Annotated in this window: 15 protein-coding genes; 7 read left to right on the top strand and 8 right to left on the bottom strand. The window is 53.4% G+C overall.

The window, feature by feature from the left end:
• The first annotated feature begins 119 nt into the window (after positions 1-119).
• Entirely contained in the window at positions 120-1,106 is a 987-nt protein-coding gene (locus tag J7M22_03285; protein ID MCD6505628.1) for a DUF4185 domain-containing protein, read from the top strand.
• A gap of 8 nt (positions 1,107-1,114) precedes the next feature.
• On the opposite strand, the gene J7M22_03280 is transcribed toward J7M22_03285, so the two are convergent.
• Together J7M22_03280 and J7M22_03275 are read right to left on the bottom strand one after the other, a co-directional pair.
• Positions 1,115-2,107, bottom strand: coding sequence for a hypothetical protein (locus J7M22_03280; GenBank protein ID MCD6505627.1), 993 nt, complete (start codon positions 2,105-2,107; stop codon positions 1,115-1,117).
• Positions 2,108-2,180: 73 nt separating this feature from the next.
• A complete protein-coding gene (locus tag J7M22_03275) occupies positions 2,181-2,909 on the bottom strand; it encodes a creatininase family protein (GenBank protein MCD6505626.1) in 729 nt (242 codons plus the stop codon).
• A gap of 197 nt (positions 2,910-3,106) precedes the next feature.
• Between J7M22_03275 and polA the strand changes: the two genes are divergently transcribed.
• The 6 genes from polA to J7M22_03245 all read left to right on the top strand — a co-directional run bounded on the left by polA (position 3,107) and on the right by J7M22_03245 (position 9,929).
• On the top strand, positions 3,107-5,791 hold the full coding sequence (gene polA / locus J7M22_03270; protein MCD6505625.1) for a DNA polymerase I: 2,685 nt from the start codon (positions 3,107-3,109) through the stop codon (positions 5,789-5,791).
• Positions 5,788-6,435, top strand: a complete 648-nt coding sequence (locus tag J7M22_03265; protein MCD6505624.1) for a dephospho-CoA kinase — start codon at positions 5,788-5,790, stop codon at positions 6,433-6,435. Before polA ends, J7M22_03265 begins: the two co-directional genes overlap by 4 nt.
• A 97-nt stretch (positions 6,436-6,532) precedes the next feature.
• Positions 6,533-7,450 carry a hypothetical protein gene (locus tag J7M22_03260; GenBank protein ID MCD6505623.1) on the top strand — a complete coding sequence of 306 codons (918 nt, stop codon included), beginning with the start codon at positions 6,533-6,535 and terminating at the stop codon, positions 7,448-7,450.
• Between the two features lie 43 nt (positions 7,451-7,493).
• Positions 7,494-8,522, top strand: a complete 1,029-nt coding sequence (locus J7M22_03255; protein MCD6505622.1) for a hypothetical protein — start codon at positions 7,494-7,496, stop codon at positions 8,520-8,522.
• 98 nt (positions 8,523-8,620) lie between these two features.
• Positions 8,621-9,373 carry a hypothetical protein gene (locus tag J7M22_03250; GenBank protein MCD6505621.1) on the top strand — a complete coding sequence of 251 codons (753 nt, stop codon included), beginning with the start codon at positions 8,621-8,623 and terminating at the stop codon, positions 9,371-9,373.
• 22 nt (positions 9,374-9,395) lie between these two features.
• Positions 9,396-9,929, top strand: coding sequence for a flavin reductase (locus J7M22_03245; protein ID MCD6505620.1), 534 nt, complete (start codon positions 9,396-9,398; stop codon positions 9,927-9,929).
• A gap of 40 nt (positions 9,930-9,969) precedes the next feature.
• On the opposite strand, the gene rsgA is transcribed toward J7M22_03245, so the two are convergent.
• The 6 genes from rsgA to J7M22_03215 all read right to left on the bottom strand — a co-directional run bounded on the left by rsgA (position 9,970) and on the right by J7M22_03215 (position 17,563).
• Positions 9,970-11,064, bottom strand: a complete 1,095-nt coding sequence (gene rsgA, locus J7M22_03240) for a ribosome small subunit-dependent GTPase A (protein MCD6505619.1) — start codon at positions 11,062-11,064, stop codon at positions 9,970-9,972.
• 120 nt (positions 11,065-11,184) lie between these two features.
• On the bottom strand, positions 11,185-12,219 hold the full coding sequence (locus J7M22_03235) for a Gfo/Idh/MocA family oxidoreductase (GenBank protein ID MCD6505618.1): 1,035 nt from the start codon (positions 12,217-12,219) through the stop codon (positions 11,185-11,187).
• Positions 12,220-12,480: 261 nt separating this feature from the next.
• Complete coding sequence (locus J7M22_03230; GenBank protein MCD6505617.1) at positions 12,481-14,241, bottom strand: DUF4340 domain-containing protein; 1,761 nt, start codon at positions 14,239-14,241, stop codon at positions 12,481-12,483.
• A gap of 3 nt (positions 14,242-14,244) precedes the next feature.
• Entirely contained in the window at positions 14,245-15,849 is a 1,605-nt protein-coding gene (locus J7M22_03225) for a GldG family protein (protein MCD6505616.1), read from the bottom strand.
• 5 nt (positions 15,850-15,854) lie between these two features.
• Entirely contained in the window at positions 15,855-16,580 is a 726-nt protein-coding gene (locus J7M22_03220; protein ID MCD6505615.1) for an ABC transporter permease subunit, read from the bottom strand.
• On the bottom strand, positions 16,577-17,563 hold the full coding sequence (locus J7M22_03215; GenBank protein ID MCD6505614.1) for an ATP-binding cassette domain-containing protein: 987 nt from the start codon (positions 17,561-17,563) through the stop codon (positions 16,577-16,579). Before J7M22_03215 ends, J7M22_03220 begins: the two co-directional genes overlap by 4 nt.
• Positions 17,564-17,650: the final 87 nt, after the last annotated feature.

The raw sequence follows: 17,650 nt of genomic DNA, 5'->3' as shown, positions 1-17,650 counted from the left end.
CGAGGGATCTGTTCAGAATCCGCCGTCCAAAGCTTCTGGGCGGCGGATGTTTCAATGACGGCTAGGCCGAATGGCTCAACGACTACGAATGATCGCTACACGATGACGGAGGGTCGAAGATGATAACCGCCTTCATTATGTTCGCGCCCTTATGCCTTTCAGCTTTACCGCCTTATCCTCCGAGTCCCATTATCGAATCGGTCTCCTTCGATCCATCCTCACGGATCATCATAAAGGCTGAAGGCAGCGACAACTGGCCGATCACATGGGGGGACGACGACCGCCTCTATACCGCCTATGGCGATGGATGGGGATTCGAGCCCAAAACCGAGAGAAAGCTCAGTCTGGGGATCGCCCAGATCATAGGATTTCCCCCTGATTTCCGCGGCGTCAACATCCGGACTTCCACCGGCGAGCATATCGGGGATGGCCCCAAAGGCGCGAAGGCCAGCGGGATGCTTATGGTGGACGGCGTGCTATACATGTGGATACGCAACGTCGGCAATTCGAGGCTCGCCTGGTCGGAGGATCACGGTAAAACCTGGAGCTACGGATTCCGATTCAGGACGAGCTTTGGCTGTCCCACCTTCCTCAATTTCGGCAGAAACTATGGGGGCGCCCGCGATGACTACGTTTACGTTTATTCTCAGGACGGTCCGGGCGCATACGAATCATATGATAGGATCGTGCTGGCCAGAGTTCCGAAATCCAGGATAAGGGACAGAGAGGCATATGAGTTCTTCAGGGGGATGGATGATGAGGGGAAGCCCCTTTGGACGGATGATATAGAGGCCCGGGCTCATGTCTTCGCCTTTCACGGCAACTGCCAAAGGTTAGATGTCGTCTATAACCCCGGCATCGGGCGATACCTGATGACGCTGGGGTTCAACCACAGGGGCGGATGGGGATTGTTCGACGCCCCTGAACCATGGGGGCCATGGACGACCGCCTTTTACACGGATCGTTGGGATTGCGGAGATACACATTCCTATCGCCTCCCGACCAAGTGGATCGGCAGGGAGGGTAGGGAGATGTATCTTCTCTTCTCGGGCAGAGGCAGATACGATGCCTTCTGCGTGCGCAGGATAAGACTGAAGCTCAGATAGGGGTGGTTCTATATGAGGCTTATCTCCGCGAGGTATATCGCCGAAGGCGGTAGGGATGTGCCGCTCCCCTCATGGCTGGAGTAGTATGAGACTAAGGCGCGGCGTTCATCCAAGGCCACAAAACCGGGATAGGAGTTATCACCTCCGCTCGGAAGCACAGCGGCTTCATGAAGCTCATCTCCTGCGAGCCAGTAAAGAACGGTCTTGGGATCTTCGGGGCCCATCGTCCTTCGGCCTCCGGCTAAATAACGTTCCCCCCATTTCACAAGCATAGGGCCGCCGACGTTGCGGTCCAGCTCCTTCCTTATCCATTCCGTGTAGGGTGGTTTAGATCGGCATAAGAGGGCCTTCTTACCCTTCCCATCCCTGACAAGAGCCAGTATGGAGCCATCCTCCTCGAAGAGAAACGCCGTCTCGTCTCCATATCTCTCGGCGAACAGCCCCCTAAATCGCCATATCAGTCCATCCTCGCTTTCAAGCAGGGCGGCCTCTATGAGCTCGGGGGTGGACTCACCCTCCAACAAGGGGGCGAATTCCCTCCGTCTCCTGCCACAGATGTAAGCCATTCCTCCATAGGAGGCGGCCCTCCAGATGTAGTGACCATATGTGCCCTCTAACATCCTCGGCCCCTCCCAGGTGAGGCCGTCCTCACTCCAGACGCAGTACCCTAAGTGATCGTTGAGATCACGCTCGCCCCCAGGCGGAGGCACAAGCCATGTCCCGGTGTAAACGAAGAGCCGGTCGCGGAAAACGAGGAAGTGCGGGTCTCGAGTGTCCCTCCCCGGAACCCCGAACCTGAAGACCTCCTCCCACATCACGCCGTCCTCGCTTGAGAGTATGACGATATTTGATGTCGAGAAGACGCCATGGCCGTCCGGACAACTGCGAAACGTGAGGTACAGACGGTCGCCGAAGCGACAAAGGTCGGTGAAGGCGTTATGGTTTCCATCGTCGAATACTTTTCGCACCGCATCCACCCTTAACCTCGGTAAAGCAACCATGATGAACCTCCCTTCAGAGCGGCTTCAAAGAAGCATCTTACCAGATGAAGGCTAAGTTATCAAGTTATCAAAGTTATATCAACCACCAATTCTCGGGGTCTATAGACTTCAACCCCGGCTCTCTTTGATCTGGAGGCAGGGATTCGAGCAGTTGGCGCGCCTTTTCGCCGATCGCTCGCGCGGCCAGTTCGATGTTCCGCATCCCGATTTGCGGCGAGGCATGTTTACGAGGGTCCTGCCCGCCGATCCCAAAAGGCGGACTCATGTCCAAATCTATCGGCCCATCGCCTAGCTCGGACATATCTACAAGCTCCGGATAGAGGAACATCATATTGGATGTCTCCCACTTGGCAGCGTGATCCGTTCCCGATTCCTCGCATTCGCTCAGGCTAACCTCCCAAAGACCTATCCCTGCGACAGTTCCATCTGCTAAAACTGGCTCGAGCGCCTTGTTGATCATATCTATCTGCCCCTGCACGTTATGTCCGGAGACTCCTATGATCACTCGAAACCCTGTCCTTTTAAGCCTCTCGAATAGTTCAGTTAAAATTGGTATGAGATGTTCCAGGTTGAACCCACAGTGGAGATAGACCGGGGGATAGACGACACCGCCGAACATCTCAGCGCATTTGACCAGAACCCCATGGGCTTTAAGGGCATCGTTGCCTAGCGGTAGATGCCTGCCATGCCATTCGATCAGCCCAAAAGGAACATACACAACAGGGAACTTACGCAACGCCGACTCTAGCTGAGCTGGACGCATAAACTGCATCTGAACCTCCTGTGGTAGATATCTTTCCATCTCAAACCTCCTCGTCCAATCGGATCCGTAAGTCGGATAAGATGACATGAAATCTTACCACGCAGGATGGATCAAATTCAATGATTTCAGGGCCACCGGCATCTACTTCAGAGCGAATTGATGAAACGTGGTTCCTTCTTGCCCAACCGTTCGGTTGCTGATATAATAGGAGTGAAACGAAACACAGGGCAGGTGTTATGGATATGGCAGAAAGGTTCTACATAATAGACGGAACGGCGTATGCTTACAGGGCATATCATGCGATAAGCGGCCTTAGAACCTCCACCGGCATCCCTACTAACGCCGTCTACGGTTTCACCACCATGATGCTTAAACTCCTCCGCCAGGAGAAACCGGAGTATATGGCTGTGGTCTTTGACGCGGGGGGGAGCGAGAAGCGCGAGGGGCTGTTCCAGGAGTATAAGGCCAATAGGCCTGAAACCCCTGATGATTTCATCCAACAGATCCCCTTCATCATAGAGGTGACGGAGGCCCTCGGCGTGAAGTTCATCGAGATCGAAGGGGTGGAGGCGGACGATATCATAGGGACACTGGCCAAAATGGCTGAGAGGAAGGGGATCGACGTCCAGATAATCAGTAGCGATAAGGATATGCTCCAGCTTGTCTCAGAAAAGGTCAAAGTCAGGAGCATACATAGGGAGAACTTCATATACGACGAGGAAAGGGTTAAGGAGAGATTCGGCGTGGAGCCCGCTAGAATCCCTGATCTTCTGGGGCTAATGGGCGATCCCGTCGATAACATCCCGGGGGTGAAAGGGGTCGGAGTTAAGACCGCCCTCCAACTTCTCAGACGGTTCGGCACCCTGGAAAATACCCTGGATCATCTGAATGAGATCGAGAGCAAATCGCTCAGGGGAAAGCTGAGTACGGGAGCGGATATGGCGAGGCTGAGCAAGGAACTGGCTACCATTGACGTAAACGTCCCCCTTGATATCAACCTCGAGGATTTGAGGGTTAAAAACCCGGATCACGATAAGCTCCTTGATCTCTTCATGCAGCTCGAATTCAACAGCCTCCTGGATGAGATCAAAGCCCTGAAACCCTCTCAGGATGAGCTTCCCCTGGAATATCACACCGTCATGAGTGAGGAGGAGCTGGATGAGGTGATAGGAAGGATCGAGGAAGCGGGGGAGTTCGCTATAGATCTTGAAACGACGTCGCTAGATCCTATGAAGGCTGAGATAGTGGGCATATCCATAAGCGTCAAACCCCGTGAGGCCTTCTACATCCCGATATATCACTCCTACATCGGCGCTCCAAAGCTCCTCCCCAAGGAGTTGGTCTTGGAGAAGCTGAGGCCGTATATTGAGTCGGCCGATTACGGGAAGATCGGACAGAACATCAAATACGACCTGGAAGTGCTGTGGCAGAGCGGGGTTAAGATGGAAGGCTTAAACTTCGACACGATGCTGGCCTCATACGTGTTGAATCCCACCGCCTCGCATAACCTCGATAATCTCGCCATGGTGCACCTCGATAGGACGATGATATCCATAGATGAGCTCATTGGCAAGGGGAAGGATCAGATATCGATGAGTCAGGTGTCGGTAGAGGATGTTAGCAGGTATGCGTGTGAGGATGCCGAGGTGACATACGAGCTGAAGGCCGTCCTGGCGAAAAAGCTGAAAGAACAGGGGCTGGAGAGGGTGTTTTACGAGATAGAGATGCCGCTTGTGCCCGTGTTGGCCGAGATGGAGATGACGGGCGTCAAGGTGGACGTGGACTACCTCAGGAAGCTCTCCAAGGAGATGGGTGCGAAGCTGAGGGAACTGGCGGGAAAGATATATGAGCTGGCGGGCGAGGAGTTCAACATAGGCTCACCCAAACAGCTCGGCAGGATCCTCTTCGAGAAGCTCAAACTGCCCAAAAAGAGGCGAACTAAGACCGGATACTCGACGAACGAGCAGGTTCTCAGGTCTCTCTCCCAACTGCATGAGCTCCCCGCGCTCGTTCTGGAATACAGGCACTTTTCGACGCTGAAATCGACCTTCGTGGACAACCTGCCTCAGCTGATAAATCCCAAAACGGGCAGGATACACACCGATTTCAATCAGGCGGCCACGGCGACGGGGAGATTGTCAAGCAGTAACCCGAACCTCCAAAACATCCCCGTCCGAAGCGAGGAGGGCCGCCAGATACGGCGTGCCTTTATCCCCTCTCGAGAGGGATGGCTGCTCCTTGTCGCCGATTACTCCCAGGTGGAGCTTCGAATACTGGCACATATTACGGGGGATGAGAGGCTTGTCGAGGCCTTTCAGAAGGGGCTCGACATCCACTCGGCTACGGCATCCCTGATCTTCGGCGTGCCCATAGATCAGGTGACGCCCGATATGCGGCGCAAGGCCAAAACGATAAACTTCGGGATCATCTACGGCATGGGCGCCAACAGGCTCTCCCAGGAGCTCAGAATAAGCTACGGTGAGGCCAAACGGTTCATCGAAAGCTATTTCAAGACATATCCCGGAATTCAAGCTTATCTGGAACAAACCGTTAAGGATGCCCTGGAGAACGGATACGTCACGACCCTGCTTGGAAGGAGAAGATATATACCTGAGATCCGCAGCGCCAGGCAGGTGACGGCGGAATACGGCAAGAGATTGGCGATCAACACGCCGATCCAGGGAACCGCCGCCGATATCATCAAGCTCGCCATGATCAAAATCTACGATTACCTGAAATCCACCGGCAAGAGGGCGAAGATGATCCTACAGGTGCACGACGAATTGGTCTTCGATCTGCCTGAGGATGAGGTGGATGAGGTGAGGGATAAGGTGAGGGAGATCATGGAGGGGGTTCTGCCGATGAGGGTTCCTCTCAAAGTGGACATAAACGTGGGGGAAAACTGGCTTGAGGCGAAATGAAACGAGGGCTTATAGTGGGACTCACAGGGGGAATAGCCTGCGGCAAGACCACCGTGGCGGGGATGCTGGAGGAGCAGGGGGCATATGTCATAGATGTGGACGGCATCGGACATGAGATGCTCAAAAGGGGAAGCCCCGCCTATGATGATCTGATCGAGACCTTCGGCATGGAAGTGCTGGATGAAAACGGGGATATCAGCCGTGAGAAGCTCGGCAGGCTTGTCTTCCAAAACCCAGAGATGAGGGAGAGGTTAAACGAGATCGTCCATCCGCGGATAATTCAAGCGTCGCTTGAGCGCGCGAGGAGGTTCGCCAGGGAAAATCCATGCGGAATCGTAGTTCTGGACGCCCCTCTGCTTTTTGAGGTGGGGATGGAGGGAGAGGTGGACGTCACGGTCGTGGTGACGGCGGACGAGAGGAAGCAGGTGGAGAGGCAGCTTGAGAGATGGAGGAGGATGGGCAGGGAGCCGGACGAGAGGGAGGCTTTGGCCAGGATAAGAGCTCAAATGCCGCTCGATCGTAAGATCGAGATGGCGGATTTCGTTATTGAGAACGACGGATCGATCGAAAAACTTCGAGAGGAAGTTGGGAAGCTATGGCGAAAACTACGCTTGCTCTCAGGGAAAACCCCGGATAAAACATAGGTTACGAAGACAACGATGAGCTCCGCCCCCTTGTCCTTCAGCTGAAAATAGGTTATCCTTTATCCGTGCGTTTATCTCTTGGATAGGAGGTAGGGAGATGGAATGGAAATATGATCTGGCGAAGTTCATTCCGTTCAGGGACAGGGAGGTATGTGAGAGGGTCAGGGCGATTAAAAAGGAGGAGATCTGCAATCATCCAAATCCCGATTTCAAGATAAGAATCATCGAGGAGAAGGATAGGTTCTATTTCGAGTTCGCCCTGGATATCGTCACACGGCTCAAAAGGGCGTTGGATGAGGGAAGGAATCTGGTGGCGATCTTCCCCGTCGGCCCGATGCCGCAATATCCGATAGCGGCTAGGATGATAAACGAGATGAGGATACCGTGCAAGCATCTGATCTCCTTCAACATGGATGAATATGCCGATCAGGACGGCAATTCCGCCCCTCCGGACTGGCCCGGATCGTTCCAGAAGGCGATGATGGAGAACTTCTTCCTACTGATAGATGAGGACCTTCGTCCGCCTGAGGAGAACATCCACTTCCCCAGCAGGGATAACATCGCCGATTACGGCAAGATGATCGAGGATCTGGGCGGAGCGGACATCTGTTACGGCGGCATAGGCTGGTGCGGACATATAGCCTTCTGGGAGGCCCATCTGGGCGATGAGTTCGGCGATGATCTGGAAGCTTACAAGCAGGCCACAGCGCGCCTTGTCGAGCTTCATCCCATGACCATAATGCAAAACGCCCTTCACTCCTTCAGCGGCGATTGGTCTTTGGTGCCGCCCAAGGCCTACACGATCGGGCCTAAGGAGATTCTGGGGGCGAAATACCGCAGCTTCTGGCTCGACGGTTACATCGGCGGAGGGGTGAGCTGGCAGAGGTTCATAGCTAGGCTCGTCGCACATGGTCCCGTTAACACCTACGTGCCGGGTTCGATACTCCAAACGGCTCCCACAACTTATACGCTTTTGGGAGGCGTGGCGGAGAACGTGGAGATACACATGGCATAATCCAGCCGCGCGGGGAAGGATAAAATCGGGATGGTGATCCGATATGAGGCTGAGAGAGGCTATTTTGTCGATTCTCATCATGCTCGCGCCTCTCCTCAGCGGTTTCCCGTGTTCGTGGTTCGAGGACGATTTCGCCACGGAGGTGGTGCTCAGCAGGCCCGGGATCTACTTCAATCTCGAACCGATAAAGCGAGGGAGGAACGTCAACCGGCTTAAGAAAAACAGATATCTCCTCTTCGAGGAATATGAAGGGGCGTTCGTGTATCGCTCGCACTACGATTCGAGGATGGCTGCGATACTGGAGGATATAAAGGCCCCAAACGGTCTCTGGGGGATCAGCGTGAGGATACAGATACCGATGAAGGTGTTGAAATGGAAGAGAGTTCGTACGGATATCGATCTGCCGCTCAAATGGTCCGAGTTCAAGCTCGATGAGGAGAAACTTCGGATGCTGGGATATAAGCTCAACGTGCGATCATACTCTGAGGATGAGATCAGCCTTGATATCATGAAGGATGATCTGAAATTTCACATCGCCGGCTATAAGACCAGGAACGGGAAGAGGCTTAACATACGGGGATATTTCCCGGACAGGCGATATGAGGAGATCAAGGAGGCGTTCGAGGCGATGATCCATGACCTTGGGCTTGATCCCCTCGTTCTGAAGAGGTTGGAGGTCCATGAGGATGAGTTCACGAGCTTTGACGTCGTCAAGGCCGTGGATATCGATGAAACCAAGTTCGATTTTCCCGAGGCGATGAGGGTGGAGCTGGAGTGGCTGAGGGAGAACGGAATCGTGAGAAAGCTGACAGATAAAGATATCGAGGACATATGTCGCTTCGCCGTCAGGGGAAATGCCGGCTGGAACTACAGGGTTGTCTACGACGGTCGGAGGTGGATCAAATACTCCCTTATCCCGGGGGTTGCCTTGGCTGATTGCGGCGGGATATCGGAGATGGTTCTGATCCAATCCTCGGTTATACCGGAGCTCCCTGAGGGCGAAATACAGATCGATCCGATCTCACCGAGAGATAAACTGCTTACGGTGTGGGGGAGGCTAAGGGGACAATAGGTGGCTTTAGATTACTGTTGAATTTTCCGGAGGTGTGTGATATATTTGTTTATGCTTTCCACCGGAAAAAATCCAAAACCGTATAAGGAGAGTCGCTCATGAAGGGAAGATTTATACTTATCGGGATGGCGATTGCCCTGATCTTCGGAGCTTTAGGTTGTGGGGGCAAACAGGTTCAGCCGCCGACCATAAAAGAGGGCAGCACGGTCATAATCGCTCCCTTCGACTCCGAGGATAAGTCCAAGGAGATGAGGATGTTCCTTCCCTACACGATAGGCACGCAATTGAAGCTGAAGATGGACAAGGTTAATTGGGTTTTCGACGAATCGGATGCTGTCAGCCCGGTCGGTTCCTATCTCAAGAAGAAGAACATAACACCACAGGATATATTCACCTCGCCGAAATTGGCGGCTGAGGTGGCAAAGGGTCTCAATGCCGATCTGATAATCACCGCTCACCTGAGCTCGCCGCGGCTGTCGAAAAGGGAGGATGACAGGCCGGTTTACGACATGACCAAAGTCGGCGTTGCAGGTGCCAACAGATATACCCTGTTATATCAGAGAGGATCGATCGATGCGACGGTCAACATCATAGATGCTAAGACCGCTGAGCCGATTTGGTCGGTCAAGATGAAGGGCGCTGTTAAGTATGTCAGGGCTTTCCAATCTCAAGCGCCCGAAAAACCACCTGTGCCGGATAAGCAGATCATATCCGATCTGAGGAAGCATCTCGCACAGAGAATTCTACACGCTCTTTATCCTAATATATTCCCCGATAAACCGGTCCCTGAACTTCTGGAGAAACCAAAGCAAAGGCTTATCGCTTCAGGAGGGGAACTGAAATTCGAATAAAAACAGGAGGGGAAATGATAGGATGGCCAAGAGAAGGATAGATTATACCGATTATCTGCCCCTGTCGCTCAAAGTGATGAGGGAGAAAGGGCTTCTGCTGGCATCGCTCGATAAGAGCGGCAGGCCTAACGTGATGACCATCGGGTGGGGAACCGTTGGGATAATCTGGGGGAAGCCGATATTCGTCGTGCTTGTCCGCCCCTCACGATACACCTTCGGATGTATCGAGCACACGGGTGACTTCACGGTCAACGTCCCCGCTAAGGGCATGGAGGATATCGTCACCTATTGCGGGACAGTTTCAGGCAGGGATTATGATAAGTTCGCCGAGAAAGGGTTGACCGCCGTTCAGGGCAAGACGGTCAAATCCCCTATAATCGCCGAATGTGTCATACATTACGAATGCAAGGTGGTCCACCGCAACGATGTTATCCCCGATAACCTCGCTCAGAGCATCATATCAACTGCGTATCCGGCGGGCGATTTTCATAGGCTCTATTTCGGCGAGATATTGGATGTGTATGCTGATGAAGGGGCCGAGTCAAAATTGATTTGATCCACATCATGAGGGGCGATCGGGTGGAATCGCCCCTTTCTCATGATCCTTTCAGCCTGAGATAGCTCTCATACCGTTTCGGACTTATCTCACCTCTTATGACCGCTTCTTTGACGGCACACCTGGGTTCATGGATATGAGTGCAGTTTCTGTATCGACACCTGCCGATGAAACTCCTCATCTCCGGAAAGTAGAGGTCAAGGTTGTCCCTATCCACGCCCCAGAGCTTTACCTCCCTTACCCCAGGTGTATCGGCCACGTAACCGCCAAAATGGAGTTCCACCATTTGAACGGAACTGGTGGTATGTCTTCCTCTGCCCGTTTTGGGATTGACCTCCCTTATCTTCAGGGACAGGCCGGGCTGGATAACGTTTAAAAGGCTGGATTTACCGACGCCCGACGCTCCTACGAAGACCGAGAACCTGTCCTTTAAAATCCCTTTGAGCTCTTCCATCCCCTCACCTGTGAGGGCGCTGGTGTAGCAGAGGCGATAGTTCAGATCCTCATAGACCTTCATCTCCGATTCAATCGTTCTCCGCTCCTCATCTGCGACAAGGTCCATCTTGTTGACGCATACCACAGCATTCAGCCCGCCGGCCTCCGCTAGGATCAGGAATCTGTCCAGGAAGTGCAGGTTCAGCTCCGGCATCTTGGCTGAGAGGATCACCACCACCTGATCGGCGTTGGCCACGATGATCTGTTCCAGCGGCTGCCGTCCGGGAAGCCGTCTGGAGAACTTCGTCCTGCGCGGCATTATCTCCTCTATGACCCCACTTCGATCATCCAGTAGCGAGACCACGACCTCATCGCCTACGGCCACCGGATTGGCGTATATCGGACGTCCTCTCTCGTCCAGGTTTTCCCTCTTAATCCTGCCGCGCAGGGAACATATATAGACCTTATCCCCGACCCGAACGTGATAATATCCCGCGCTGGATCTTATGACCACCCCTTTTCCTTCGCTTATATTTCCCTTGTGTGTAGGTAGGGGCGAAGGATTTTTCGCCCGTACGGTGGCAATCAACGTCCTATCCCTTTCACGATCAGAGGTTAAGGCTGAGGTTAAGGTCGAGAGACAAGAGTCTAGAGTCCTTTTTGTCTCTCGACTCTCGACCACCTTAACCTGTTTTCGCATCCCACTCCACTCAGCGATAATATGAGCGATGCTTATTTCTCAGGGTTGGAAGGAGACAGGAAGCGGGTGGCAAGGGAAATTTATTTCCGGGCCTCCTGTCTCCGATCCCCTATCTTCCGATTAAACTGATATCATCGCTCCTCTTCCGGTTCGTGCGGAGCGGTAGATGGCATCGAGCATCTTCATCACCACCACCCCGTCCTTTCCGGGTGAGAGCAGCTCGGTGCCTTCGCACAGGTGCTTTGCAAAGGCCAGAACGGGGCTTATCGTTGGCTCGGGTTTGGGCGTTTCGATCTCCTTATCCTGTCTGTAGAGCTTGAGCTCCGGCACCAGCGTAGCTCCCGCCTCGGTTCCGTAGACATAGGAGTAGTTTCTACCTTCATCCAGGTGAAGCGCCCAGCTCACCTCCACGAACAGCGTCGCGCCGTTCTCGAATTTGATCATCCCCACGGCAAGATCTTCGACATCCACCGGCCCATCGGCGAATCCGACGCCCCATGATCCCATCCCCTCGCCCCTTGGGCCGAATTTGCTAAAGGTGGCTCCCATGGCCGACTTCGGCTTGGGACATCCCATCACCCACCACGTCACATCCAGTATATGTGAGGCCAGATCCAGGAGCGGTCCGCCGCCGGACCACTTCCTAACGTGGAACCACCCTCTGGGGATGGACATCTTCCGCAACATCGCTCCCTTACCGTAGTATACCTCACCCAGAACGCCATCCTCCACGAGCTTCTTCAGGGTTCTGGATGGCCCCATATATCGGAAGTTCAGCGATAACGCCAGCACCTTCCCGGCCTTCTCCGCGGCATCGACCATCGCCTGAGCCTCCTTGGCGTTGGTCGCCATGGGCTTTTCGCATAGGACGTGTTTGCCGGCTTCGAGGGCGGCTATGGAGACGGGGGCGTGGAACTTGTTCGGCAGACAGACGCTGACAGCATCGATATCTTCCTCTTTCAGCATCTCCTCATAATCGGTGAAGACGTATTTCGCTCCCAACTCATCGGCCAACGCCCTGGCTCTCTCCTCATCCACATCGCAGATGGCGAAGAGTTCTGCCCTATCATAGGACTTATATGCCTGGGCGTGTGACTTACCGATAAACCCAGCACCTATCACGGCGAAGTTCATCTTCCTCTTTCTCCTGGCCATATCCTTCCTCCTCAGGATCTGTTTAATTTATTCGCTCATATTATCGTTAAGTGTAGCGGAGATCTGAGAGGTCAGAAATGCTTATTTCTCTGGGAGAAAAGGAACTAGGAACCAGGAGCGGAAAACGTTACAACGTTAAACGTTGAACGTGTAACGGATTTCCTTTCTCCTCGTTCCTCCTCATGGATAACCGCTACACTCAAAGGAAATTTGAGCGAATTTATTTTACATGTCCGAAACCCCAAGTTCAAGGATCGGCAACTACTTTTCCCTCAGATCCTCGACCGTCTTTTGAAGCTTCTCAAGCACGTCCTTATCGACCGTGAAGGGATACTCCGAGGTGCTCGCTTTGGCGTATATCTCTCCATCTTTCTCCTTGCCCAAGATAAGCTCATAGTTCGTCTTGCCGTCGCGCATCGTCATCTTCAGATATACCTGAGGTTTATCCAGGCCATACTGGGAAAGCTTTTGAGGTTTTGGAAGGAACCTGAGGGCCTTCAACTGGTGGACCTTATAGAGTATATCGTTCACCTCGGAGTTGTTCGCCTTCTCCTTAACGGGTGAGACGATATGCCAGTCATATCCCTTTCTTATGCATCTCACATCCGTTTCATCATGCTTCAGCTCCACCTCAGCCACATCACTGGTGGTGATATCCCAGACGGTCTTGGTTCTGAGATCCAGGAAGTCCTTATCCAGCTTTTTGAAATCATCCTGGCCTATCAGCACCACAGCGTTCGAGTAGCTTCCCAAGGCATAATATCCATCTTTGGTCTTTCCACCGATCTTAACGAAATAGATATCGGGTTTTCCGGCCTCCTGTACCTGTATCTCGAGACGCGGATTTTTGAGCCCGTATTTGACCAGGTTATCCGCCTTTTCCGACACGAATCTCTTCGCCTTTAACGAGTCCAGGGCGAACAACAGGTCATCCACCGCCACCTCATCGGCCTCCACCTTGATCGGCTCCTGGATCTCCCATTTCGCCTCGCCCTTCTTCCTGAGGGCGAGTTTCTCCTTCGGCCTGATGAGCTTGAGCCTATCGGCGTCGAACCTCTGGAAGGAGATCACCGTCTTATCCCTCAGGTCGAAAGGCTCCTTTGGGATTTTGTCGAGCAGGTCGGAATCGATCGAATAGACATAGGGTTGGGAGGCGAGCTTGACGTAGAGACGTCCCGTCTTCGGGTCTTTCGAACCGATGAGCAGCCTTTTGGAGCTCTCCCCGTATCTCACCTCGACCTGGAGAGAAGGGGTTTTCAAACCGTATCGGTTCAGGTCTTTGGGGTTATCGTCCTCGAACACCCTCACCCTTATCCCCCTGATCGCCTCGGCTAGTTTATCGACCTCATCCTTATCGGCGCGCGCCTTGACCGGTTCGATCATCTTCCAGTTGCCCTCCTCATCCTTCTGAAGGGCTATATCGACCCTACCGGCTCGGAAGATTTTGATCGATTTGAGCTCCTTCGAGGCGAAGCGCATGATCTTCCTCTGACGCATATCGGAGGGGGATTTGGTGAAGTCGTCCAGCGCGGAGGACTCGATCCCTATCACGACGTCCGGTTCGCTTTTCTCCTTCGCATAGACGGTATACTCGATGCCCTTGCGACCTATGAGGAAGCTCTTGTAGGGGTTCTCCCCTGAGCCTTCTATCCAGATGGAGACGGTTATCTGAGGTTTATCCAGCCCGTATTTGGCGAGGTCTTTGGTCTTGAATCTCATTTTGACCCTTTTATTCAACAGGTCATCCAGGAGGTATTTTATCTTATCCGGATCGGCCGGAGCCTCTACCGGCTCGGAGAGATACCACTCGTTCCCGCGTTTTTCAAGCGTTATGGGCAGTAGCGATTTATCGCCGTAAGAGAGTCTAATCTTTGTGATCTTATCTCGCTGTATGTTATAAGCGGTCTTTATATCCACGAGCTCGTTTTTAGAGAGTGACGGTTGAATCTGCTTGAAGACGAAGTATCCGACGAGAGCTACGATGAAAATCAGCCCGACGATGAGGGTTGTCCTGAAGCTCATCCTTCACCTCCTCGTCCACCAGACTATCACTCCGGCGGCGAAGACAAGGAAGGGGATGACGAAGATAGACATAAGCTGCACCAGCCGTGCTTCGCCGGGCGAGATCGGTCTCAGGTCTCTGTTCTCCGGCTTTTGCGCCCTGATCTTTATCAGATCCTCCTCCATCGTCAGCCAGCTTATGGAGTTGAGGAACAGATCCCCGCCGCCGGTGTTTTTGAAGAACTGATTTGACGCGAAATCCGAATCTCCGACGACCACCATCCTGGTCAGGGGTTTCTTTTGCTTTTGTGAGGAGGTTTCCCCCTCACCGGCCTTTCTGGGGGGAGCGGTTTTTTCGACCGCTACGGCGAGCGAAACAGGGGGTTTGGTGTCTTTATCGGGATCATACTTGAACTTCTTTCTGCTCGTCTCACCCCAGCTCACCCCCTCTGCGGGAGTTGTCTTGGCCAATGACGTGACGGTAACCCTCTCGGGTAATTTATCCTCAGGGGTGACGGAGCAGGAGAAGGAGAAGGGGACGGGGGAGAGATGTTTGGTTATCACGTGATACTCGAAGTCCCTGACGAGGGGCACCCGCGGATCGAGATAGGAGGCCAAGATATTCCTGTCCACCACAAGATCGTTCCCCACCTTTACCCCCCATTTATCGAGCAGCTTAACCAGCTTCGGGAACCTATCGCTGGGGGGATCGATCATGACCAGGAGCTTGCCGCCTCTATTCAGATATCTTTCGATCGCCCTCACCTCGACATCCGAAAGTGGCTTTTGGGGACCGGCGATGACGAGTGCCGCGCAGTCGGAGGGCACCTCTCCAACAGCGGCCAAATACAGATCCTTCACCTCGAAGTTCTGGTTCTCCAAGGCTTCTCTCGCGTCGCTATAACCCTTTCGCTCGTCATAATCGTCCGGCGCCTTCTCGTCGTGTCCTCTGAGAAAGTAGATCTTCTTGACCTCGCCCTTGATCAACTTGTATATGGCGTTTGTGAACTTCTGCTCATCCGTCTCCGTCACCGTCTCGCGTCTTTTGCCCATCTCGAAAACGACCGTCCCGTTATAATCGACCTTGTATTTATCCGCCATCTCCCTGTCGACAAAGGGATCGATCCATTGGACCTCCAGCAATTTACATCCTTTCTCGTATCTGTCCAGGAGATCCTTGGCGTCCTTGCGCATCTTCACAAAACGCGGGTTCGTCTCGTCCTCGCTGAAGAAAGCCAGTACTTTGATCGGTTCCTTAACCTGCTTCAATACCTCCTTGGTCTGATCGGTAAGGGTGAAGAGCTTCTCTGAGGTCAGATCCAGGTCTTTATCGAACCCCTGTGCGATGATCACGTTCACTATTACCGCCGCCGCCAGAGCCAATACCACGGTGATGAAGACGTTCGATCCGTATACCGCCTGTCTGCTTTTGAGGGCGGAGAGCACCCCCTTCAGATGTGTTACGACGTAAACCGTCCAGCAGGCAAGCGTAACTCCCGTCGAGATGAAGAACAGAACCCCAAACCTCCCCATAACCAGCCTTACCGCTAAGGCGAACATCAACCCCAGAATCCCCAACAGACCACATAGGGTTCCGATCTTGTATAGAGGTTTTTTATCGCCGTTCATCTGTATCACCTCCACTTGGAGGATTCGACCGATCTGACGGTCGCGAAGAGAGACAGGATCGTCACGCTGAGGTAATAGATCACGTGTTTAAGGCCGATCACCCCTCGGGCGAAATCATCGAAATGCTCCACCAGCGATAGGTATCTCAACACATCCCCGAATCTGCCATGTCCCCGTGCGATGAACCCGATCACCCACAGCAACAACAGGACGCCGAAGCTGGTCAACGCAGAGACGATCTGGTTTTTCGTCATTGAGGAAACCAGTATGCCTATGGAGAGGAAGGAGGCCCCCAAGAGTATCAGACCGACATATCCGCTTATGACCGGCCCCACATCCACCCTGCCATAGAAGGAGGTTATCATCGGGAAGGCCAGTGTCAGGGCGAGCATCAGGAGCAGAAGGGCGAATCCCGCCAGATATTTCCCCAAAACCACCTCCACATCCCTCACCGGAGAGGTCATCAGCAGCTCTATCGTGCCGAGCCTTTTCTCCTCGGCGAAAAGCTTCATCGTCATCACGGGGGCGAAGAAAAGCAGCGTTACGCTCATGTTGAGAAAGGTAACATTGAGTACCTCGGTTGTCATCATCCGGTTGATCCCACCGATGATAAGCGATGAGGAGAAGAGAAATCCGGTTATGCCTACGAAGACGAAGAGGACGAAGTAGGCCACCGGGGATACGAAATAGGTATGGATCTCCTTCAGGAAGATCGTCCAGATGTTCCTCATGCTGCCACCTCCAGCTCCGTTTCTCTGGAGACCAATCTCAGGAAGATCTCCTCCAGGGTTATCTCGACCGGTCTCATCTCAAGCAGTCCCCATCCGCTGGAAGTTATCAGGGAGGAGATTTCCTCGCGGATATCGGCCTGTGGCGTATGATCTACAGTTAGCTTTACGGTCCCGTCTGGTGTCTCCTGGAGCTGCACCTCTATCACGTCGGGGATCGATTCGATCTTCTCCCTGAGAAGATCGGACGGCGCCCGTGCTTCGATGAAGATCGATCTTCTATCGCCCACCTGTCTCGCAGCTCCTTCGCCGGTCTGCACTGAGACCACCCTTCCATCTCCAAGCCACACGTTCCCGGCTATCCTGCCCTCGTTGATTATGATCACTCTTCTGCAGATCATGCTTGCCTCGGGCAGAATATGCGTGCTGAGGATGACGGTATGCTCTTTCCCTAAATCCCTGATCAGCTCTCTTATCTCGACAATCTGCTTCGGATCGAGCCCGATGGTCGGTTCATCCAGGATCAGCACCTCGGGATCATGCACCAGCGCCTGGGCTAATCCCACCCTCTGACGGTATCCCTTGGAGAGATGGCCGATGATCCTGCGGCGCATGTGCGTCAAACCGCACTGTTCCATCACGATTTCAACCCGTTCCTTCGCTTTCCTTCGCGGAACACCCCTCAGCCTTGCCATATATCTGAGATATGACTCCACCCTCATCTCCAGATACAAGGGGACGTTCTCCGGCAGATATCCGATATGGCGTCTGGCCTCCAGCGATTGTTTGAACACGTCATATCCCGCGATGGAGGCACTTCCACTGGTAGGGGGCAGAAAGCAGGTGAGGATCCTCATCGTGGTGGTCTTCCCCGCCCCATTGGGACCGAGGAACCCGACAACTTCCCCCTTGTCTATATGAAAGGAGACATTCTGTATACCGACGAAGTTGCCGTAATACTTGGTGAGGTTACGAACATCTATCATGAGCGACCCTCCACCTCCGATGATCTCTAACTACAACTTAGATTTAACTGGAGATGGAGGCCTTAGGTTGACAGGTTAAACGATTCG

This window comes from Candidatus Poribacteria bacterium, from assembly GCA_021162805.1.
GTDB lineage: Bacteria > Poribacteria > WGA-4E > B28-G17 > B28-G17 > JAGGXZ01.
The sequence above is the reverse complement of the archived record's forward strand: the minus strand, read 5'-3'. Positions and strand labels throughout refer to the sequence as shown.